Below are 22808 nucleotides of genomic sequence, written 5' to 3'. Positions count from 1 at the left end.
GGCTTTTTACCATCTGTTGTGTGCTAAATGGCCTTCCTCTTCTTTTTAACTCATTGTAAATATTGGTAAATAATAAAATGACTGTGAGTTAATGAAAAAGTTTCGTTGCGTTTTTGTAAACCAAACTTTCATTTCTAACACTTACAATCTGATTTTTAGACTCTATTTTAACTTCTGAGCACCGACCGTTTTTCACTCCCTTAAAGTAGGTGCGACTATGAACAAACTGACTCCAATAGCATTAGCGGTTTTAATGGTTTCTGGCGGTGCATACGCTGCAGAGCAACAATCTCAGGGCGATACGGTCAATTATGTCCAGATTCGTCATGGGTTGGCTTATCAGGTGAATCACCAGGAGCCATTCACCGGAACCTTGTTACAGAAATTTGATAACGGTCAGAATGCCATTCAGGCAAACTTCGTCAAAGGCAAAGAAACAGGCATAGAAACGGCTTGGTACAGTAATGGCCAGGTGTCATCTAAAGTCCATTACCAGGGTGGGCAGCTTAATGGTCAGGCACAAACCTGGTATGACAATGGGCAGATGGCGAAACAGGCGAATTACACCTCAGATCAACTGAATGGCCAGTATCAGGAATGGGCGTATAACGGTCAAAAAATTGCCGATATGAGCTATCAAAAGGGCAAGGTTGATGGGAAAGTGACGCTTTGGTACGACAACGGAGAAAAACGTTTTGCCGGTGAATTTAAAGATGGTGAAAAGAATGGCGTGGTTGATCGTTTTTATCCAAACGGCAAAAAATCGTTTGAAGCTAAGTACGTTAAAGGCAAACTGGCTGATGGCAAAGTCACCGGATTCAACTCTCAAGGGCAAAAAGCGGTCGAAGTGACGCTGAAAGATCACAAAGTTGTCTCACAGCAAGAGTGGATGAACAGCGATTCTTAACCACATGCTGGTGTGGAGAAAACGCAAAAGGCGATGCGCACTGGCATCGCCTTTTGTTTTGGTTCAATTCAGGAACCCGACGCTTTGCGATCCTGATCAAATCGGTCGGCGAACTGACTCAACGCTTCGTCAAAGCAGTGCATTTGCAGCGGTTTAGCAAGAATATGGTCGGCGCCAGCTTGCATGAAGTCGCTGAGTGTATCTTCATAAACATCTGCGGTGTACGCAAAGATGGGCATCGATAACTGCAGCTGTTCTCGGATGTAACGAGTGGTCTGTACACCATCCATTTCCGGCATGTTGTTGTCCATCAGAATAACGTCGTAACCGATGTCTCTTGCCATATCAGCCGCTTGTCGACCATTTTCAGCCAGATCCGCTCGGTGGCCCAGTCGCTGACAGAATCCTTGGGCGATCAGCCCGTTCAGACGGTTGTCTTCGGCAATCAGGATCCGTAGCGGACGACCATGATAACGCTTGGTTTCATTGAAGTTTGCCGCCATACCCGCGCGAGCCTCAGTTTCAAAAGGCAGCGGCATCGTGATGACAAAGCTGGATCCCAGTCCTTCGGTACTTTTCACTGTTATTTCTCCATCCATTAACTCGGTCAGGCGCTTGGCGATTGCCAGTCCCAGACCTGTTCCCCCGAATTCGCGGGTCGTTGATGACGACGCTTGCTGATAGCTGTGGAAAATTGCGTCCAGTTTTTCTTCTGCGATACCAATCCCGGTATCGGTAACGGTAATTTGCAGCGAGTGCGCGTCATCGTTCAGCAGTTTTGCCTGCAGCATGACGTGCCCCTGTTTGGTGAATTTGACGGCGTTACCGACCAAATTAAAAATAATTTGACGCAGTCGGGTGCTATCGCCTGTGAAGGTGATCGAATCCGGTACATCGTTACGGATCAGCAGGCAAAGATTTTTATTCATGGCCACAGGCGTCATGGCGGCATTCACCGGTGTGATGACCTGATCCAGGGTAAACGGCGTGGATTCGAGCGTCAGCTTATGGTTTTCCGCTTTGGTGAAGTCGAGGATGTCGTTCACGATAGTGATCAGATGGTCACCGGTGCTCTGGATTACGCGCATGTTTTCTCGTGTACTGAGTTCACTGGTTTCCTGCTCCACCAGTTGAGAGACCCCTAACACACCGTTCATCGGGGTTCGTAACTCATGACTCATATTGGCCAGAAACTGCAGGCTGGTTTTTGATGCCGCCTCGGCTTTGGCCAGCGCCGCTTTAAGTTGGGCATTGATGCGTGACAAGGTATTAACCCGGCGTTGACTGGTCAGATAGAGGAAACCAATCCCAATGCAGAAGAAAGGTAAGGTCCACCAGGTTTGCAATATGCTGTGCTGATGGGGAGGAATATCCGCCTGATGGGGGGTTAATTCTGACGGGGATGTCAGGTGAGCAAGGTATTCGGATAACTGACGAGCACCGAGTGAGATACTATTTGCCAGTTTATGAAACGCGTCGACCAGTCCGGCAAATAGCACACTGAACCACTGGCTGATGGACACCCAAACATCATGAATCGTTTTGTCATTATCCGTGGTGACGGCGGTATACGCTTGTTGAGCATCGAAATGTTCCAGCATAAACAGCGATGTCAGGCGGTGAAGTCCTGAATTTAATGCTCCCGCCAAATAGCCAAACAATGTTTGAATCTCGCTGTCGGAGATCCAGGGGGATTGGGCGAAGAGGAGAATCCACAGCACTGTGAGGCAGAATATAATCAGCGTGCGATTCATAAATTTAGAGCCAAACATGACGGAAACACCTTTTAATGATGTCCTGACCTGAGTGCTCTGACGGTGACGATACGTCATGTCGGTACGGACTAAACAGGCCTGGAACAACGCCTTCCAGTTGGCCGTACTCACCGAGTGAATGCAGTGAATGCGGTTGCACTTTTTAATCTAGTCTTTTATCAATAAAATGCCAGCAAGGAAGGCAACCCCAAGGGATAAATAATCCAAAAGGTCTAGAAAGTGAGACGGTATAGACTAGTTAATCTTGATGTTAGCGGCGTCAAATCGGGCATGGATGGTCCGTTCTGCGGAGCGGTACCATTCTGGGGGCATAGCATCAGCCAAACCAAGCGAGCTTAAGGCTTGTTTTTCCTCTTTACTGATGACTGCATATTGCAGGGCGGTAGCGAGAATTCGTTTGAGGCTCGCAAGACTCAGGTTGCCATCTCGGGTATGACGTTTCAGCTCTCCGATCAAGGCCTCATTGGGAAGCAAGGGCTCCAGGCAAGCGTGTTTCACCTGCATAATTTTTGACGAGCGCGGAGACTGAGCACGTGCGGCCTCCCAGTCTGGTTTACCCTGTTTGGTCAGGTAACCTTCACGAAAACAGAAGTAGGGGAACAGGAAACGGTCGAGCTGGTTCCAGCGTTCCGCTCGGATCTCCAGCAGAATATGTTCAAGTTCAATGTCGAGATCGGTCATGCCCATTCGCCCGCATACAATACCCGGGCGAATGGTAGCAGACTTCGTCATGTTTCAATACTTAAACGGTGATGCTGTCTAGGGTGTAACTTTGTTTACGAATGGCCTTCATTAGCAGGAAGAGCAACAAAATGCCGGTGACGCCCAATCCGACTCCGATTCCGGCCCAGATGCCGCCCAAACCATAGCGCTCCATTAGCCACCAGGCAGCAGGAAGGCCGAATACCCAATAACCGATGGCGGTCATTACTGTGGGGGCGATGACAATCTTCATACCACGCAACAGGTTGATTGCGAGAAGCTGCCAGGCATCGACGATGAACGACAGAGCGACCACCCAGATCACCGCGTACAGCAGTTCAGTCATACCGCCTTCACCCTGATCAAGCTGGAACATATCAGCAATCACGTTTGGCCAGGCAATAAAGGCGCCCGCCATGACCACGCTCATAACGGTTACCAGCCAGAAACTGCGTGAGGCGGTTTGTTTGATACCGGCATAATCTTCTGCGCCAAAGTCGCGACCAACCAGTATGGCTGCGGCCTGAGAAAAACCAAAATTGATATTCCAGGTAAAACTCAGACATTGCAGGAGAATTTGGTGCAACGCTAAAGCCACCACACCGATGGCGCCTGCCATGAGTGTGCCACCGTAGATCAGCCCATGCTCCAGCAGTGCCGCCAGAGCGATCGGAAGCCCCATGGTGAGCAGAGGAGTCATCAATGACAATGAATACTCGTTAACATTTCGCCATGGGGCAAATTGTTGGTATTCGGGACGCTTAAATACCCAAACTGCGTATCCGATCATTACCGTCAGTGCGGCCAGGGTAGTTCCTGCCCCGAGGCCACTGAGCCCCAAACCGAGAGGAAATGCCAGCACGTAGCTGATTGGAACGTTGAGGATCACCGTCAGTACCGACATCACCATAATCGAGCGCACATTTCCCAACGCGCTGGTGAGCCCGCGCAATACCAGAAGTAACAGCGAGGGCAACATAGCCCATTTCAAGGCATTAACGTAAATCATCGCTGAATCAATGATGGCGTCAGGCTGATGCGCTAGCGCCAGTAAGTTTGGTACGTACAAAAAACTGATCGTCAGAAGAACAGTGAGAATGACGGAAAGCAACACGGCGCCTTTCACTGCCAGACGTATTTGTTGGTTACCAAACTCCGGGCGTGCAATTCGCTGACCATACGCGATGGCGATCAGGTTAGCGACACAACCGACAGTACTGCCTGCGACAATAAACACGAATGAGTAAATAGATGCGCCGAGGCCGCCAGCCGCGAGTGCTGACACACTCAGTTTGGACATCATCCACACATCAGTCAGCACCAGAGCCATGGAGATCATTTGCGAGATAATCAGTGGAAATGCCAGCGACAGAATTTTTTTCATAACAGCCTCATTATTGTTTGAGGTAAAGGTAAGGGCTTACGGGCTGGTGTTCAAATGACTTTTATGCCAATCTGGTATTCCTTAAACTCATGTGAAAAAACGAATGACACCGTATCCGAATCTTCCCTATTCACACAATGGACTAAAAGCGTTTGAGGCGGTTGCCAGGCTGATGAGTTTTACTCTTGCTGCTAATGAGCTGAACGTAACTCAGAGTGCGGTCAGTCGCCAGGTTAAGCAACTTGAGGATGATCTGGGCGCATCTTTAGTCGTGCGTAAACATCGCGCTATCACATTGACCGAACAAGGGTTGGCATTAAGCAACACTTTGCGCAAGAACTATCAGGCCGTTGAAACGTTGGTGGCGTCCTGGAAAGCGCCACAGCGAAAGCGCATCGTCATAAAAGCCGCGTTGAGTTATACGACTCGTGTTTTAATGCCCAAAGTGCGAATTTTGAATGACCGTTATCCGGATCATGAAATCGTGATAGTGCCGACGATTGACGAAGAGTCCAGCCTTCATTCCAGCGATTATGATTTGCTGATTTTCAGCACCCGGCTAAAAGATCGTTATGGCAAAGAGCCTGGGATGATTTTTTTGCGCGAAGAGTATATGGCACCGGTGTGTGCGTCCAGTTTACTGGATGATACGTTCAACACCGATTCGATATTAACTTTGCCGCGCCTCCACTCAACCTTAGATCATGAAGACTGGCGATTGTGGCTGGAGAAAAACCAGGCAGGAAAAGCGAGTCGGGTCCGCGAGACTACCTTCTACACGTTGGACCTGGCACTCAGTGCGTGTTTGTCCGGGCAAGGGGTGACGGTGACTGATTTATTGCTGGTTTTGCCGGAATTACATGAAGGGTATTTACAATGTCCGGAAGGAACCCATGTCGAATACAGTGCCTGGCGATACTTTTGTCACTACCGCCAACCTTCACCGGTGATCGACGACTTGTTGCTTTGGCTACAGAGCGAAACGCAACGCGATATTGAAATATTGAATCAGCTGGCTCAGCGCCACCAATGGCAAGGGGTGATAGGGAGTTGAGACCGAGACCAATAACCTCCCGGGCGTCTGGCACGCCAACTGCTAATTAATATTCATCTCATTAATATTTGATACTCGTTCCATCGCCTCCTAGCTTACCTTTGCAATGACCAAAAACTGATGAAGCCCAACCTGAGGGCGGTTAGGGATTCGATCGGTTCATGTGTGCGCAAGGAGAACAAGCAATGGATAATTCAACCTCATTAACTGGCGTGGCACTACTGCTCACGCTGTTTCTCTCCGTCGCTGGCTGCAGTGGTTCCGGATCCGGTTCTGCATCTGGTGGCGGTGGTGGCTCCGATGTAAACAGCGTCGCCTCTGCAACGGATGATGATGCGAAACAAGATGACAATAACGTCAATGATGATGTGGCTGAAGAAGACGGTAATTTGGTGACAGATGTTGGCAACGTGATTAGTCAGGGCGATCTGCCGGATTATGCCGATTCGATAACGACAGGTTCCGGCGACGTGTTGGTGAACCTTGGGGGGGTGGTAACAGAACTAGGCAGTGGCTTGCCACTGGATCCCGCTTCGCTTGACGGAAATTACCTTAACACCACACTTGAAGGAGCCACTGGCGCTCTGGCACAAACCGGAACCATGGTGGTGTCCGCCGGTGATGCCATTGCTCAGTTAGATGCGTTACCGGTCTTTGTGCAACTGAACGACCAAACCGGTATCCTGACTTACGCAGGCGGCACAGTTTCTGAACTGGGTGGCACGTTGGAACAGGTTGGCGATACGCTGCAGTTCCATGTGGCAGATGAAAATGGTGGTTTGTATAACCTTGCGGCGACGTTGTCTGCGGTGACGGCACCATTGGTGACAGAAACGAACGGAATGATAGATCTGAAAGGCAATGCGCTAGTCTTGTTTCAGGACACGGATGATCTGCAAGAAAATGGCCCTCAGTTTGTATTCCTGACCGGAAACAATCTGGTTGAGGGGACTCAGGCCCTGCTGTCCAATCCGGAAGGTTATGTGGACGGGTTGGGGACCGTGTTTATCGGTGACAATGGATTGACTGCCTTGGTGATGGATGAATCTTCAGACAATACAAACAGCATTCTGACCAGCACTTTATCTACCTTAGACACTCAACTATCTAATACCGGCTCACTTGATGGTCAGCAGGTGTTGGACGGCGATTCGACACTGGCGTCCGTTACGGGTGTGCTGACCGAAGTGGATGGTAACCAGACCATATTGACACAGGATCTGGGATCACTCTTGAACACATCCGGGTTGCTCAGTGGTGATGTGCTCAATACCGATGCGCTGGGGGGGGATACCATTTCACAAGTGACGTCCAGTCTGGTGGCTGGAACAACAACACTCGGTACGGAGTCGGGAGAGTCTTCCGGTTTGGTGGATAACACAGCTGATCTATTGAACGGAGTGAATGATTCTCTGTTGGGTGACAGTGAACAAACCAGTGTGCTCAACGAAACACTGAATTCGGTACTGCAAACCGAGTCTGAAACGGAAGAAGCAGGCTTACTCGACAGCGTTGACAACCAGGTACTGGATCCATTGCTTGGTAAGCTGTTGTAAGGATAAGAATGACAAGAAGTGGCTCGCTGGCGCGGTAAACGCGTAGTGAGGGAGTCCGGTAACATGTTGGCAGCACTCTAGGGCTGCCTCATGTTACCTTTTTCGCAGGGAGCGTGAATGAAGAAATCGAATATTGTTGCCGTGCTGGCCGCACCGGCGCTCTTCTTTGGTGTCAGTGGTGTTAGCCAGGCCAAAGACCCCCCTCTGATTACCCAACCTAAATCCATCCCCGATGCAGTCGGAGTTTCCAAAACTCAGCTAGATATCGAACCCGTCGAATCCCCGGTTGCGACCGAACAAGCTCAGGTCATACGCTCCATTCATTTTGCGGGTGGCACGGTGATTGGTCTGGATGAACTCAGTCAGCAAGTGAGCCCGCTGATTAATCAGGCGTATTCGGTTGAGCTGGTGACCACTACGGTGCAGGCGATCACCCAGTTGTTTCAGGACAAAGGTTATCCGCTCTCGTTTGCGACAGTCACCAAAAAGGGTTTTTCTGCGGATGGTCAATTGACCATTACCTTGATCGAAGGACACATTGCACGTGAAGAAGTGCAGATAGAGCAGGACAGCATTCGTCAGCGCGTGAATGCAATCTTGGCTCCGTTGAAAAACGAAAAGCCGTTAACCCGAGATACACTGGAGCGGGCAGTGCTCTTGCTTGGGCAGATCCCGGGCTATACGTTCAACATTGGTTTACCGAGGCCAAAAACTTTGTCGGGTGCGACCTCTATTCGCGTTGAAGTGAAAGAACGAGAATGGGTCGAACCTGGTGTGTCGTTCAGCAAGCAGGAGCATGACGACGACAACTTATACGTGTCTTTGAAGTTGAAATCGTTGAATGGCTTCTTTGAGCAGTTCAGTGTTTCGGGGTTGGTCCCGTTGGATGGGGATGACGAACGTTATTATGCCGTGGGAATGGACAATAACTGGTTGGATTCTGGTTTGGTTGGACGGTTCCAGTGGAGCCGCTATGAAGACACGTCTGACAGCCGTTTGCCGGTAGGAAACCTGTATGTCGATGTGGATCAGGATAAAACGCGTGACCGCTATCAATATACTCTCGAATACCCGATCTGGTTGACCGTCAATCAGCGCTGGAAAGTGGGTGGTGGTATTTATCATACTGACGAGAAAAATGACTACGAGTTGTCTTACCTGAACACCATGTTAGGTAAGACTCGCCAGCATACCCGATATTCGTCACTGGCGCTCAACACGAACTACTATCGCAAATGGCAGTCGCTCTCTTTGTTTGGTGATGTACGGGTCAAACAAGGGGTGGATCTGGGTGGGCGTCGCAACGATATTTCCGACAGTAACGGAACCCGCCAGTTGAGTCAGGACATGGACTTCACGATATTTGAAGCCAGCCTGGCGTCGTCTTATCAAATTCTTCAAGACTTGAGCGCAATCGTAAAAGCCAACGGTGTTTACACCGATGATGAACTGGTCAGTTCGGAGCGTGTGACGTATGGCGGTCAATTCTATGGCCGTGGGTATCCGGAAGGTCAGGCTGAGGGCGATAAAGGCTACGGGGCGGAATTAAAGCTGCTCTATAACTATGGGCTTAACCGTTATTTTATTAAACCATATGTGGTGGTGGATACGGCGCACACTGAATTCAATACACTGCCGCTGGAGCATGATTTAAGTTCTTATGCGCTGGGGGTAGAACTCGGGCGTGGCAGCGATTTTAATATAGCGCTTGAATACGCTGTGCCGTTTGGTGATGACAATATTAATACCGGCGAAAAATCAGACGTTTACAACGTACGTTTTAGCTGGAAACTGTGAACGAGAATTGGTTAGCCGTGGTATTTGCGGTAGGCTAGTGTCTTGACTCTACGGATTCGGAACTCAAATGACACAGCAAATTGGCCCAAATACACTCATCGTGGAAGGCGGCGCGATGCGAGGTGTTTTCTCGTGTGGCGTGCTGGATAGCTTCTTAGCGCAGGATTTTTCTCCGTTTGACAGTTTTTGGGGAGTATCGGCTGGCGCCAGTAATCTTGCGGCCTATCTGGCCAATATGCCGGGGCGAAACCTGAAAATTTATACCGACTACAGTTGTCGCCGTGAATTTGTCCGCCCCGGGCAGTTTCTGCGCGGTGGTGATTTAATGGATCTGGACTGGATGTGGACGGTGACTCTGGCCGAGCTGGGGATAGACATGCATACCCTCAAACAGGAGTCGCGGCCGTTTTTTCTGGGAGTAACGCGGCAGGATACGGGCGCTGCAGAGTACCACACGCCGGAGCTTGCGTTGCTGGCTGAAACGATGAAAGCCAGCAGCGCTGTACCAATCGCTTACCGTCGCGGAGTGTTACTCGGCGGCGTGCCGTACGTTGACGGTGGCGTTGCTGATGCGATTCCGGTTGCTGAAGCCATTCGTCGGGGAGCCAAGCGGATTATGGTGCTGCGTAGCCGTCCGTCGGCATATCGCAAGTCTCCAGCGAAATTTCCCGGTTTGATGCGTCATTTACTGCGTCATACCCCTGCTTTAATTGAACCGATGTTGACACGGGACATTCGCTACAACCAAGCCGTGGAGCTCATCGAAAATCCGCCTCACGGTGTGGAGATCGTGCAGATATGTCCGCCGGATAGTTTCCAGCTCAAAAGGTTGAGCCGTGATACTAAATCCCTACAACAGGCGTATCAAAACGGTGTCGAAGCCGGTAAAGCGGCAATCAAGACGTGGAATAGCGCTCACAGTTTTTAATCTAAAATGCTTGTTATCAATTTATCGGCTGGTGATGTGATCGTTCTTCCAGCCGTTCCTTTCCTGACTGGTTAGACTCTCTCACGTTACTTACCAAAAATAACTACATAATCAATCGCATACACAACACTCATTGAATAAACATTCAAAGTTAATCCAGCTTATGGAGAGCAACAATGAAGAAATGGTCTGTGAGTTTACTTTCTGCTGCGGTAACGGCAGCACTTAGTGCGAACGCGATCGCCTGCACCGGGCTGATTGTGGGTAAAGGGGCATCGGCGGACGGCAGCATTATGATTGCCCGCAATGAAGATTTCGGGGTGAATAACTGGAATAAATATCTGGTTTACCGCCCCGCACAGCAAAATGAGCCGGGAAACTGGACATTGGGCAATGGGCTGACTGTCCCTATGCCGGAAACATTCTATGCCTATTCTGCCATTCCTGACTGGGATGCGAACACCGTCGACAGCGCGGGTAAATACTATGAAGAGCGGGGCATCAACCAGTTTAATGTCGCCATTTCTGCGACCACCAGTGCCGAGGTAAATGAGCGCGCACAAAAAGCTGATCCGTTGGTTGAAAATGGTGTTATCGAAGCCGTGATTCCAAGCTTGATCCTACCTCAGGCTAAAACAGCTCGGGAAGCGGTGGTCTTACTCGGGGGATATATCGAAGAGTTTGGCGCAGGTGAAGGCAACAGCCTGTACATCGCGGATGTGGATCAGGCGTGGCTGTTTGAAATTGGCTCGGGCCACCACTGGATAGCAGTAAAGGTGCCGGATGACAGTTACGCCATGATTGCAAATGGTCTGCGTGTACACGGTGTTGATCTCAACGGCGCCGATGTCCTGCATTCGAAAGGTTTGTTGGCGTTTGTGAAGCAACATCAGTTACTGAAAAATCCGGATGCCAAGTCATTCAATTTTGCCAAGGCATTTGGTGTCGTTGGCGACGTGTACAACACTGATCGCGAGTGGCTGGGTCAGAAGATGCTCACAACCTCCCGCACTCAGTTACCCCGTCAATCGCAGTATCCGCTCTTCATGAAACCGGATAAGAAAATCTCGGTAGCTGCGGTAGCGGATGTCTTGAGTGCCACTTATCAGGGGACGGAACTGGAAGGTAAGGCTGAGCGGCCAATGCGCGTAGAGCGCCAGCTTGAATCGCACGTCATCCAACTGCGTAAAGAGATGCCACAAGAGTTGCAGGGGTTGATTTGGCAGAGTTTTGGTGTCCTGCCGGAGTCGGTGTTGGTGCCTCTGTATTCCACCTTGCACAATTATCCGCATGCTTACCAGGTGGGCAGTGACACATATTCTGATCAATCGGCCTATTGGCAGTTTCGTAGCCTGACGGCGTTGGCCTCTGCTAATCCGGACAAATATCTGCCTATGCTACACCGCACCTGGGGTGAAGAGGAAACCAAGCTGTATCAACAGGTCAGTAATCTGGATATGACTTTAAAATCACTCTACCGTACAGACAAGCAGGCAGCCATGAGCATGGCGGCGGATTACTCGTTTGGACAATTGCAGCGCACCTTGTCGCTTGCGACTGAGTTACGCTACAAAATGCTGACCGACATGACCAAAAGTACCGAGAAGAAATATTCCGAAGAAGAGTTCAAGAAAATTATGAGCTTATAGCTGTCTAGGGTTCAGCCCGCGGGCTTGTCGGGTTGAACCTGATCCATCTCACGCCTCAATAAATGAAAATAACGATTTCATCAAAAGCACTACGATTATTGCGTGCCAGAGAGTAAAGTACTGACCTTTACGAATACAGTTAGGCGCTTCGATGAAAGGCATTCTCTCAATCCAGTCGCATGTGGTTTACGGTCACGCGGGCAACAGTTCCGCCGTCTTTCCGTTACAACGCATGGGTTTCGAAGTGTGGCCAATCCACACGGTTCAATTTTCCAATCACACTCAATACCAGCAAGGCTGGACCGGACAGGCGTTCTCGGCGCAAGACATTAATACCCTGGTGAATGGGATGCAGAACATCGGTCAGTTAGAGCATTGTCTGGCCGTACTCTCTGGTTATCAGGGGAGTGCAGAGCAGTGTCTGGCGATTATGGATACGGTCAAGCAAGTAAAAGCCGCCAACCCCGATGCGCTTTACGTGTGTGATCCGGTTATGGGAGCGCCCGATAAAGGGTGCATAGTGGCACCGGGCATTGCAGAACACCTGATTAATGATGTTATGCCGATGGCCGATGTGATTGTGCCGAATCAGTTTGAACTGAGTCAGTTTGTTGATATGGAGATCCGTCATCTTGATGATGCGGTGACGGCGTGTCGTAAAGCACTTGAAAAGGGGCCAAGCGTGGTACTGGTGAAGCATTTACACTCGGTTTCCGAGCAGCAATTCACTATGATGCTTGCCACGCAAGAAGGGTGCTTTATTGCTCAGCGTCCGCATCTGCCATTTGATAAGCAACCGGTGGGTGTTGGCGATTTGATCTCTGCGTTGTTTACCGGGGCGTTGTTAAAAGGATTGTCTCCTAAGCAGGCATTTGAACATGCGCATAACGCCTGTTACGCCGTGTTGAAAGAGACACACCAACGTGGTGAGTGGGAGCTTCAGACTATTGCGGCGCAGCAGGAATTGGTTGAGCCACGTGAACGTTTTGACGCACAGGCCGTCTGATTTTCCTCTGAACGGGGCGGATTGATCGCTCCGTATTTCCAACGCTGCTTTCCTTAAACGACTTTACATACCTTTACTGACCTTTGACGCCATTTTACGCAGCACGTTATACGATAATGGTGTCTGAATTTGTGGAGTGGTGAACATGCGTAAACTTTATGGTTTAGCCGCGGCGGTGCTGTTGATGGTGACGGCGTTTTGGTGGTCGGCTGACAGTGCCGTTCTGATCTCGGGAAGTTTCTTTCAGGTTCGGGCCGCACTGATCCAACTGAGTGGCATACTGTCAGTCACGCTGATGGTGATGGTCATGTTGCTTGCGTTGCGTCTGCCCTGGGTTGAGAAGTTGACGCATGGCCTGGACAAGTCGTATCGCTTGCACAAATGGTTAGGGATTGGCGCTGTCACCACCGCGATTGTGCACTGGCTTATCATCAAAGTCCCTAAATACCTTGTATCGTGGGGGCTACTCAGCAAACCCGTTAAAAATCATATCCCGCCAGACCCTGATTCCTGGTTCGCGCTGGTGGCTCCCTGGCACAGCGAGGCTAAATCGGTCGGAGAGCTGGCGTTTTACCTGCTGTTGGTACTGGCGCTTATCTCACTCAGCAAAATCGTTAAATACAAAGGATTCAAGTGGTCTCATAAATTGATGGCGGTATGCTTTCTCGCGATCGGTTTTCACTCCGTCGTATTGATTAAGCGAAACTACTGGCAAGAGCCCGTAGCGTTGCTTGTGATTGGAATGTGTCTGGTGGGCGTGCTCGCGGCACTCTGGAGCCTGAGCAATCGCATTGGCAGGGCGCGCCGGTACCCAGGCATAGTGCGTGAAGTGACTTACCATGAGTGTAATAAGGTGACCCACTTGGTGATTGATGTTCCCGAATGGAAAGGGCATCAAAGCGGACAGTTTGCCTATTTGCGCTGCCAGGGACATGAAGCACACCCATTTACTATTGCGTCTTATGATGACGGTTCGCATCAGTTGCAGTTTATGATCAAAGCGCTGGGGGATTTCACCTGCGGTTTGAATGGTCGCCTGAGCGCTGGTGACGAAGTGAGGGTTGAAGGCCCGTATGGTGATTTTGCCTTCACTGATGAAGGGCCGGCTTTGTGGATTGCCGGAGGGGTAGGTATTGCCGCATTTAAATCTATTCTTGAGGAGCGAGTGAATCATCCATCGAGTTATCCGACCATCATGTACTACTGCACTGCGTGTCCGGATCAGAGCTTGATTGAGGAATTGCATCACAGTGCGCGTCTGGCGAATGTGACGTTACGCGTGCTCGACAGCCGGAGCGATGCTCGTCTGACCGCAGAGCGATTGCAGCGGGAAGTGTCGGGATTGCTCAAGCGCAATGTGTGGTTTTGCGGCCCGGCGATGTTTGCAGATTCACTGCGCCGAGGCTTGCAAGAACAAGGGTTTGACGCTCGTCGTTTCCACTATGAGTTGTTTGAAATGCGCTAAACGCGATCAGCCATCGCGATGCTGGTTGGACTGGCGAATTTTGATTTGATGGGCTTCGGACCAGACACGCAGATCATCGAGAATTTTCAGTGCACTGCGCCCGAAGTCGGTCAGCTCGTAGCTGACGGCGATAGGGCGTTCACTGATGACTTTACGCAGCACCATCCCTTCACTTTCCAGCTCTTTAAGCCTTTGATCCACCATCTTTTTACTCGCACCACCGAGCATTCGAGCCATATCGTTAAACCGAACCGGTCCGTCTTTAAGGTGATAGATGATTGATCCTTTCCATTTACCGCCAATCAGACGCATTCCCTTCTCAATGGCACAGGGCTCGCTACAGGCGTTAACGACAGATTTTCGCCCGAGACTGTCGACCTGGATGTCACTTTTCATGCTGTTGGGTTCCTGATTTTCAGGTTACAAAAAGTAAACTGGTTGAAACTAACGTAAAGGTTACCATAATAAACCACATAGCCCCTAAGTAAGGTAAAGTATGGCGAATAAAATTCAGCTCGATATTGTTTCGGACGTAGTGTGCCCTTGGTGCATCATCGGCTACAAGCGCCTGGAGCAGGCAATTCAGGAGCTCGGCATCGAAGAGCAAATCTCCATCGAGTGGCAACCGTTTGAACTCAATCCGCATCTACCACCAGAGGGTGAAAACCTGCGTGAACACCTGGCGAAAAAATACGGTACCACAGCGCAGGAAAGCGTACAGGCCCGAGAGAACCTGACACGTTTGGGCGCCGAGGTAGGATTTCAGTTCGATTATTTTGAAGAGATGCGCACGTACGATACCCGCGAAGCACACATCTTATTGCAGTACGCTAAAGAACAGGGCAAACAAACGGAGCTCAAACTGCGTTTATTCAACGCCTTTTTTGCCGAGCGCAAAAATGTTGCCGATCGTGAAACCCTAGTCAGGGAACTTCAGGCGGTGGGGCTCAATGCCGATGACGCAATGCAGAGGCTGGACGATGTCGCAGTAAGAGCGGCTGTCGAAGGGAACGCACAGAGCTGGCGTGAGCTTGGCATTACGTCTGTTCCGACTGTGGTGTTCAATCGCAGCAGTGCGATCAGCGGTGCTCAGCCGGTTGAGGTCTACAAACAAATTTTGACGGAACTACTCGAAGAGTAAATGGCGATCGCCGGCCAGACGGTCGGCTTTTGGGTGGTGGCGTAGGGTATTAGGTCACTATTGGATTTCCCCTGAATTACGTGATAATAAATCCTGTTATTATTGTTGTCACTGAGCTGTCAATATTCTTTTTTACAGTTTGTTTTCCGGAAATAAATAACAGGAAGAACAGATGAAATATCAATGGATCGCATCGTTATCCGCGCTTTTTATCATTAATGCCGCACACGCTTCGACGGATATCACCTCCCGGGAATACAAATTATTGCTCGATACCGATAAGTTTACTTATCAGAGTGAAGCGAGCGACGTTGCCAATTATACCGTACAACTGGCGAGTGTAATTTCACAAGCAATCAACCGCAATGTATCGGGGAATGCCTCACTGGACAAAGAACGTTTTGTCTCTTATTGGGATGTACCCAATGCCTGTACTTTGCGCACGCTTGGCTATTCGTTTCGGGATCGCGTCAGTCGCTATGACGCCAATGACCGAGACGCCGCTCTGAAATTTCGCTCGTCAGATCGGTTTATCAGTGCGTACGAGGATTTGGCCTCAAACCGAAGTAAGGCCGAAAGCAAACTAGAAGATGACCTGTTGCTCGGCTCTGATGACGATATCTCAATTAAGGTTTCGCATTCCACCAAGATATCGGGTTACGGAAAAAACATTAATAAGATCGATGACATCTATGATGACTTTCCCGGCTTTGCTGCAAAATATGGCGTGATTGATGCAGATACGCCACTGAACCGGGTCGGCAACATTACGATGTATGAGCGCCGCTACAAAGGACAGGAAATCGATCTCGGTCAGTTTGATGCGGATTTGGTGGTGAGCCTGTGGTATGACAATCCTGCTCCGCTGCCAGGCAGCAAACCTGTTATTGCGGAAGCCTCGTTTGATTACGCTGACAATCAGGGTGAGTATACGCCCAAAGTAGTTCAGCGTGCTCAGCAAGCATTTCTTGCGATGGGCAAGATGTCTGACTGGGTGAAGCTGGACGGGATAACGAAGACGCAATTTGTTTATCAATACGATGCTCAGTTTTGCAGCGGTCAGTAAATTAACATCGCAAAAAAGTAAACCAAAGTATGAATTTAAAGCGCTACCTTTCGGTGGCGTTTTTTATTTTTCAGCAAGGCTTTCCCTAAGTTTTTAATATCGAGTAGCATCATTGACGCCTTAATTTAAACGATTCTGGTTCATCGGCTTGTCATGATTTCGACATATATCCGGCGCAAGATATGGACTCTTATTGATGAGAGTATTTTCAGAGGGAAAGATGAAATTCGCATATTTGTTGTCGGCCACACTACTTTTAGGTTCAGGTGTTCACGCAGAAACGCTGACGGTTTATTCGGCGGGCCCAAAAGGGTTATCCAACGAGCTGATTCAGGGCTTTGAACGGCAAAGTGGTGCGAAAGTTGACCTGTATCAGGCCACCGGCGGTAAAATCATGTCCCGTTACCAGGCAGAAAAAGCCAATCCGCATGTCGATGTCATGATTTCGTCGTCACTGGGTCATGCCATTACGCTGGACAACGCAGGTGAATTACTTACGTACCAGTCACCAAATGCCGCTAAGGTGCCGGATTTCCTGAAAACCGCGACGTACACGGCGCAAGGTACGGCGGTGCTGGCCATTGCTTACAACACGCAAAGTCAGTTGCCGGTGCCTAAACGCTGGGCCGATCTGACCAAGCCAGAATACAAGAACAAAGTGACCATGCCAGACCCGAGTAAATCAGGGTCTGCACTAACTTTGGTGGAAGGTCTTGCGGACCAAATGGGTGAGTCAGCCTGGCAATTGTTTGCGGAGCTGAAGGCAAACGACGTGCTGATCCCCGGGCCAAACAAAGCGGCACTCAATCCAGTGTTGCAGGGCGCGAAATCGGCGGTTTTTGGGGCGGTGGATTACATCGGTCTCGGATTAAAAGCCAAAGGTGAAACATTGGAAGTGATTTACCCGGAAGACGGCACGGTCCTGGCTCCGCGTCCGATGATGATCTTGAAATCCACCCAACATGAGGCGTTGGCGAAAAAGTTTGTCGATTATGTCTTGTCAGACGAAGGGCAAACGCTGGTGGCCGATACTTTAATTCTTCCTGCCAGAACAGACATTGCGGCACAGCGCCCGGGCTATGCCGAACTCAATCTGATCCAGTTTGACGCCACTGCAGCAGCGGAAAAAGCCAAACAGACCAAAGACAAGTTCGCGCAGATCATGGGTCATTGATTGTATGTCGTTGTACGCGAATGCCAGAGGAGGGCGCCTTCCTCTGGCCTTTAATGCATTTTCTGTGGTGTCGTTGTTGATTATTATTGGTCTGCCAGTGTTATCGGTGATCTTGTTTGCGATATTCCCGCATTTCAATGAAGGATCGTTTCGCGCACCATTTAGCAATCTTTATCCTCAACTCAGCGACCCCGCTCTCATTGATGCTACGTTCAATTCCATTCGGTTAGCGACCTGCGTGACGCTGCTTTCCATCGCTGTCGCTGTGGTTCTGGCTTATGTGCGTAATAAAATGAGCGTGACTGCCGGGCGCTTCTGGGATGTGATGTTGCTGGTGCCATTTTTGATTCCTCCTTATATCGCTTCCATGGCCTGGATTCAGATGTTTCAGTTCAATGGCGTTTGGTATCGCTGGACTGGTGTGGATTTTTCGGCCTTTCTGTTTTCTTTCAGTGGCGTGGTATTTGTGATGACGATGCACCTGTTTCCGCTGGTGTATTTTTCTGCCAGCAATGCACTGCGGGTGATTGGTCAACGTTACAATGATGTGGCACGAGTTTATGGGGCCGGGCGTTTGGACTTAGCCTGTCGCATTTTATTGCCATTGATGATGCCGACATTACTCGCCAGCGGACTGATTGTGTTTGTGTTATCAGTCGAGGAGTTCGGGACGCCAGATATTTTAGGCAGCCGCTTCGGCTTTGAAGTTATGGTCACAGCCATTGAAGAGAAGCTGACCGACTGGCCGATTGATTTACCCGGAGCTTCGGTGTTGTCGCTGATCCTGATCGCGATAGCGGTGTCAGCTTACCTGCTTCAACTGGTGGTGAATCGTAAATACGCTGCCAGTCTTGATGCCCAGACGATCACCTCGGCAGCAAACAGTTCGCGTGGCGCATGTCTGGTAGCGCATCTGTTGTTTACTTTGGTCGCGGTATTTGCGGTGATTCTGCCGCTGTTTTCAGTTGTGGCGGCGTCGTTGATGAGTACCGTGTCTCACGGACTGAGCTGGGACAACCTGACGTTGTCCGCTTATGCGGATCTGTTCACGTCGGGCAATGGCGCCGTAGAAGCCATATACACCAGCCTCGGGCTGGCGGCGATGACGGCGTTGATTGCCGCGGTGCTGGGGCTGCTGGTTGCGTTTACTCTGATTCGATTGAAGCCCAGGGGGAAAAGCGTCCTCGATGTGTTGTCTCTAATGCCCAATGCGGTACCGGCGATGGCTTTATCGGTTGGGTTAATTCTCACCTGGAATCAGCAGTATCTGCCCATCACGCCGTACAACACAATGATGATCTTGTTGCTTGCCTACGTTTGCCTGATGTTGCCCTATCCAATCCGGATGATCACCAGTGCGCTGCGTCAGCAGCCATTTTCTCTGGATGAGTCTGCGGCAATTTACGGAGCCGACATTTTGCATATCGTTCGCCGCGTTTTATTGCCTTTGATGGTGCCTATTATGGTCGCCTCCGGCTGCATCGTTTTTGCGATCTCAACCCGGGAGCTGGTGGCGTCATTGATGCTGGCGCCGGCCGGAACGGAAACCGTTGCCACTTATGTATTTAACCAGTTCGACCAGGGCTCAGTGAGCGCCGGCATGGCGATGAGCCTGGTTGTGATTCTGGTGTCCGGTGCACTCATCGCACTCGGGCAGGGAATAGTAAAAAGATATACACCATGAACGCCATAAAAATCAGTCAAATCTCGAAATCGTTCGAGTCGAAGTGCCTTCTGAATGACATCAACCTGGACATTCGTCAAGGTGAGTTCCTGACCTTATTGGGGCCGTCGGGGTGTGGGAAAACCACGCTGTTGCGTATCATTGCCGGTCTGGAAAGGCCAGATAGTGGTAGTGTCGTGACACCTGAGTCCGTTTATGTTGACACTCTAAATCAACATCAGCTCCCCGTATCACAGCGTGGGCTAGGGTACGTGTTTCAGGATTACGGCTTATGGCCTCACATGACGGTCTACGACAACATTGCCTTTCCGCTGGTACTGAAAAAACAACCGAAACACCTTATTCAACAGCAGGTTGCAGACGTATTGCAATTGGTTAAGTTATCCGGCCATGAGACCAAGTTACCGGAAAAACTGTCTGGCGGGCAAAAGCAGCGCGTCTCTATTGCCCGCGCTCTCGCGGCGTCACCAGCGATCATTTTGATGGATGAGCCGCTGTCGAATCTGGATGCCAATTTACGTGAAGAATTGGGGCTGGAGATCCGCCAGTTGACCAGCCAACGCGGGATCACCTGTATCAACGTGACGCACGATCGCAAGGAAGCGCAACTTTTGTCTGACCGAATTGCGCTGATGAAAGACGGTGTCATTCACCAGCTGTCGGATCCGGTGACGCTCTTTCAAAAGCCCGTCAGCCGCTGGGCGAGTGAGTTCCTCAATGCAGGAAACCTAATCGACGGTAAGCTACTCAATCGTGCGGAAGGAATGTGGCTGGTGCCAAGAACGGCCTTCACGCTAGTGCAACAACCGAATGAGGCGCAGGTCGCGATAGAGGTGAAGGATTGTCTGTTTCTGGATGATCGGTTTGAAGTGGTGGGTGAGTTGCATGGCAATCGGGTTTGTTTTTACAGTGATCGTCCTCTCCGGGCAAACGATATAGTGTATTCGGCGTTGAATGATGCGGTGCTGATGCCTGTCGAAAGTTGAAATAAGAGAACAACAGATCAGCGCAGAGCCGAAAAAGGAGGTGAAACGTCTCTGGCTGATCTGTCGGTTTACGGCTTACACGATTTTAGGCTGTCCATCGGAAGCGGTGGCGCCGCCGTCGACAGGCAAGTTCACACCGTTGATGAACGAAGCATCGTCACTGGCGAGGAACGTCACCACAGACGCGATCTCTTCTGGCTCAGCGGCGCGGCCTAATGCAATGCGTTCGTTGAATTTCTCGCGAATATCCTGTGGCCAGCCATTGGTCATGTTGGTTTTCACCAGGCTTGGGCAAACCGCATTGATACGCACGCCATCACCGCCGTGATCCAGTGCCATCGCGCGGGTCAGGTTAACGACCGCCCCCTTGCTGGCACAGTAAAATGCGGCGCCCCAATCGCCACCCAACCCCGAGACGGAAGCGGTATTAATCATGCTGCCTTTGGTTTTTAGCAATTCAGGCAAAGCAAATTTGGCGCAGTAGACCACGCCGTCAATGTTCACCGAAGAGATTTTCTTCCAGTCGTCGACGCTGCCTTCAATGACCGAGCCCGGCACATGCACGCCGGCATTGTTGACCAGAATATCCAGCTTGCCGAAACGAGCGACCACATCGTTAATCAGTGAAGCGACTTTGTCCGGGTTGGAAACATCGATGGTGTGGGCAGAGACACGTTGCTTGTCGAAGCCCTCAACCGCGTTGGCGAGCTGTGTTTCATTCCAGTCCGCCAGAGCAACGTTGACGCCTTCATCGTAAAGGCGTGTTGCGATAGCCAGGCCAATACCATTGGCGGCACCTGTCACTAATGCGACTTTGTTTTTTAATCCTCTCATGCGATTTCTCCTTCGAAACTTACGAAAACAGGGTCTTGATTCTTTTCAGTGCGCGGCAACATCAGTTTGTAGTTATCGCTGTAATCGACGGGAATGGCCACCACAGCAGGGCCTTCAACGTCCATGGCCTTTTTCAGGGTGGCAGCCAGTTCATGCTGGTTGGTGACGGCAAAACCTTTGGCGCCAAACGACTCGGCGTATGCTTTGAAATCAATCGGGCCGAATTTCACCCCGGAGAAGCGCTGATATTTCTTCACTTCTTGCATTTCCACCATGTTGTAGGCGTTGTCGACCCATATGATATGGACGATGTTACATTTCAGCCGGACAGCGGTTTCCAGTTCCATACTGGATTGCATAAAGCCGCCATCACCAGATACCGACACCACTTTGCTGCCGGGTTTCAGTAAGCTGGCACCGATCGCCCATGGCAAGGCGACGCCCATGGTTTGCTGACCGTTGGAGATCAGCATCTGACGCGCGCGGAAGCAGCTCAGGTAGCGGGCAATCCAGATATGGAAGCTGCCCATATCGAGACAGAGTGTGGTGTCTGGCGTGATGATCGCTTGCATCGCTTTGATCAACGCCAGTGGGTGAAAACCTTGCTGGCTGTAGACGTTGGGGTAGGTTTTGATCACCTGACGTTGCAGAGCTACCTCTTCCAAAACGGAGAGCGCAGTGGGCGAGAGACGGGCGTACTCAGAGATGCGGCTGCCCATTTGATCGAGGGACTGCGCAATGTTGCCGACGATTTCGACGCAAGGCTGGTAGTTAAGCTGATATTCGGCCGGCTCGATGTCGAGGTGGATCACTGGGCAGCGCTGGCTGTTCCACAGTTCTGGATCGTACTCAATCGGGCTAAAACCAATGGTGAGGATCAGATCGGCATCGCGCAACAGCACATCACCGGGCTGGTTATTAAACAAGCCGACACGGCCAGCAAAGTGGTGATAATAATTGATATCAACCGTACCTGCTGCCTGATAGGTGCCGACCACCGGCAGTTGTGTTTTTTGCAAGAAGCGCGCGATGGCGGCGGCGTTTTCACTGCGACTGGCGTGCAAACCGAGCAGTACCACACAGCGCTGGGCCTTACCGATACGGTTTACTGCTTCTTCGATTGCTGCGATGTCAGCGCAACCGGGCTGGGTGTATCCAGACGGGGTTATTATGTCGGTCTGGGTTTGGTCGGACAACACATCTTGCGGCAAGCTGAGGAAGCATGCGCCCGGGCGGCCGGACTCGGCAATGCGAAACGCGTTTGCCATGATTTCACTGGCGGCGTCGACATGCTGCACTTCGGCGCTGAACTTGGTTATTGACCGAAAAATGCTGACCGTATCCATGCTCTGATGCGTCTGTTTTTGCTGATCCGTGCGTTTGACTGCGCCGCCGATGGCGATCAGCGGATCGCCCTCTGAGTTAGCGGTGGCGACACCAGAGACCAGATTACCACAGCCAGGGCCGGAGGTTACCAGCGTGACACCAGCCTTACCGGTCAGTCGGCCGACAACTCCGGCCATAAAGGCACCGTTGGCTTCGTGTCGCACCGGGATCATCTGGATACTGGTGTCTTCAATGGCGTCAAACAGGCGATCGATTTTGGCACCGGGGATACCAAAAATGTATTTGATGCCGAGTGATTCCAGCTGCCTGGCGATTAACTGTGCGCCATTTTGTTTTGAAGGTTTGGATTGCAT

General features: G+C 50.6%; 19 protein-coding genes. 13 read left to right on the top strand and 6 right to left on the bottom strand.

What is annotated here, in order from left to right:
• The first annotated feature begins 217 nt into the window (after window positions 1-217).
• A complete protein-coding gene (locus CAG64_RS03505; protein ID WP_021703504.1) occupies window positions 218-907 on the top strand; it encodes a toxin-antitoxin system YwqK family antitoxin in 690 nt (229 codons plus the stop codon).
• Between the two features lie 68 nt (window positions 908-975).
• Here the strand turns inward: CAG64_RS03505 and CAG64_RS23745 are convergent, their stop codons facing one another.
• The 3 genes from CAG64_RS23745 to CAG64_RS03490 all read right to left on the bottom strand — a co-directional run bounded on the left by CAG64_RS23745 (window position 976) and on the right by CAG64_RS03490 (window position 4768).
• Entirely contained in the window at window positions 976-2793 is a 1818-nt protein-coding gene (locus CAG64_RS23745) for an ATP-binding protein (protein ID WP_161457653.1), read from the bottom strand.
• 123 nt (window positions 2794-2916) lie between these two features.
• On the bottom strand, window positions 2917-3414 hold the full coding sequence (locus CAG64_RS03495; RefSeq protein WP_237668162.1) for a hypothetical protein: 498 nt from the start codon (window positions 3412-3414) through the stop codon (window positions 2917-2919).
• A 10-nt stretch (window positions 3415-3424) separates the two neighbouring features.
• Window positions 3425-4768 (bottom strand): MATE family efflux transporter, encoded by a 1344-nt coding sequence (locus CAG64_RS03490; RefSeq protein WP_021703501.1) that lies wholly within the window; start codon window positions 4766-4768, stop codon window positions 3425-3427.
• 103 nt (window positions 4769-4871) lie between these two features.
• On the opposite strand from CAG64_RS03490, the gene CAG64_RS03485 reads away from it, so the two are divergent.
• From CAG64_RS03485 to CAG64_RS03455, 7 genes are all read left to right on the top strand, one after another.
• The gene (locus CAG64_RS03485; RefSeq protein WP_161452472.1) at window positions 4872-5822 is read left to right on the top strand and encodes a LysR family transcriptional regulator; all 951 of its coding nucleotides are present in this window, start codon (window positions 4872-4874) and stop codon (window positions 5820-5822) included.
• A 185-nt stretch (window positions 5823-6007) separates the two neighbouring features.
• A complete protein-coding gene (locus tag CAG64_RS03480; RefSeq protein ID WP_161457654.1) occupies window positions 6008-7378 on the top strand; it encodes a collagen-like triple helix repeat-containing protein in 1371 nt (456 codons plus the stop codon).
• Between the two features lie 117 nt (window positions 7379-7495).
• Window positions 7496-9175, top strand: a complete 1680-nt coding sequence (locus CAG64_RS03475) for a ShlB/FhaC/HecB family hemolysin secretion/activation protein (RefSeq protein ID WP_161457655.1) — start codon at window positions 7496-7498, stop codon at window positions 9173-9175.
• A gap of 67 nt (window positions 9176-9242) precedes the next feature.
• Window positions 9243-10103, top strand: a complete 861-nt coding sequence (locus tag CAG64_RS03470) for a patatin-like phospholipase family protein (RefSeq protein ID WP_161457656.1) — start codon at window positions 9243-9245, stop codon at window positions 10101-10103.
• A gap of 176 nt (window positions 10104-10279) precedes the next feature.
• The gene (locus CAG64_RS03465) at window positions 10280-11752 is read left to right on the top strand and encodes a C69 family dipeptidase (RefSeq protein ID WP_161452465.1); all 1473 of its coding nucleotides are present in this window, start codon (window positions 10280-10282) and stop codon (window positions 11750-11752) included.
• A gap of 151 nt (window positions 11753-11903) precedes the next feature.
• Window positions 11904-12758 (top strand): pyridoxal kinase PdxY, encoded by an 855-nt coding sequence (gene pdxY, locus CAG64_RS03460; RefSeq protein WP_161457657.1) that lies wholly within the window; start codon window positions 11904-11906, stop codon window positions 12756-12758.
• Between the two features lie 145 nt (window positions 12759-12903).
• Complete coding sequence (locus CAG64_RS03455; RefSeq protein WP_161457658.1) at window positions 12904-14223, top strand: ferredoxin reductase family protein; 1320 nt, start codon at window positions 12904-12906, stop codon at window positions 14221-14223.
• A gap of 6 nt (window positions 14224-14229) precedes the next feature.
• Here the strand turns inward: CAG64_RS03455 and CAG64_RS03450 are convergent, their stop codons facing one another.
• A complete protein-coding gene (locus CAG64_RS03450; protein ID WP_161457659.1) occupies window positions 14230-14619 on the bottom strand; it encodes a winged helix-turn-helix transcriptional regulator in 390 nt (129 codons plus the stop codon).
• A gap of 100 nt (window positions 14620-14719) precedes the next feature.
• Here CAG64_RS03450 and CAG64_RS03445 point away from each other — a divergent pair, with 100 nt between their 5' ends.
• The 5 genes from CAG64_RS03445 (at window position 14720) to CAG64_RS03425 (ending at window position 20274) form a co-directional block, all read left to right on the top strand.
• Window positions 14720-15364, top strand: coding sequence for a DsbA family oxidoreductase (locus CAG64_RS03445; RefSeq protein ID WP_021703492.1), 645 nt, complete (start codon window positions 14720-14722; stop codon window positions 15362-15364).
• Window positions 15365-15536: 172 nt separating this feature from the next.
• Window positions 15537-16430, top strand: a complete 894-nt coding sequence (locus CAG64_RS03440; RefSeq protein WP_161457660.1) for a hypothetical protein — start codon at window positions 15537-15539, stop codon at window positions 16428-16430.
• A gap of 220 nt (window positions 16431-16650) precedes the next feature.
• Window positions 16651-17604, top strand: a complete 954-nt coding sequence (locus tag CAG64_RS03435; protein WP_021703490.1) for an ABC transporter substrate-binding protein — start codon at window positions 16651-16653, stop codon at window positions 17602-17604.
• Window positions 17605-17608: 4 nt separating this feature from the next.
• Complete coding sequence (locus tag CAG64_RS03430) at window positions 17609-19288, top strand: ABC transporter permease (RefSeq protein ID WP_161457661.1); 1680 nt, start codon at window positions 17609-17611, stop codon at window positions 19286-19288.
• A complete protein-coding gene (locus tag CAG64_RS03425; RefSeq protein WP_161457662.1) occupies window positions 19285-20274 on the top strand; it encodes an ABC transporter ATP-binding protein in 990 nt (329 codons plus the stop codon). Before CAG64_RS03430 ends, CAG64_RS03425 begins: the two co-directional genes overlap by 4 nt.
• A 75-nt stretch (window positions 20275-20349) precedes the next feature.
• Here CAG64_RS03425 and CAG64_RS03420 read toward each other — a convergent pair whose 3' ends face one another.
• Together CAG64_RS03420 and alsS are read right to left on the bottom strand one after the other, a co-directional pair.
• Window positions 20350-21108: an SDR family NAD(P)-dependent oxidoreductase gene (locus tag CAG64_RS03420; protein WP_161457663.1), complete on the bottom strand. Its 759-nt coding sequence runs from the start codon at window positions 21106-21108 to the stop codon at window positions 20350-20352.
• Window positions 21105-22808 carry an acetolactate synthase AlsS gene (alsS, locus tag CAG64_RS03415; protein ID WP_161457664.1) on the bottom strand — a complete coding sequence of 568 codons (1704 nt, stop codon included), beginning with the start codon at window positions 22806-22808 and terminating at the stop codon, window positions 21105-21107. Before alsS ends, CAG64_RS03420 begins: the two co-directional genes overlap by 4 nt.

The sequence above is a fragment of the Vibrio sp. V38_P2S17PM301 genome (genome assembly GCF_009904845.1).
GTDB lineage: Bacteria > Pseudomonadota > Gammaproteobacteria > Enterobacterales > Vibrionaceae > Vibrio > Vibrio proteolyticus.
The sequence above is the reverse complement of the archived record's forward strand: the minus strand, read 5'-3'. Positions and strand labels throughout refer to the sequence as shown.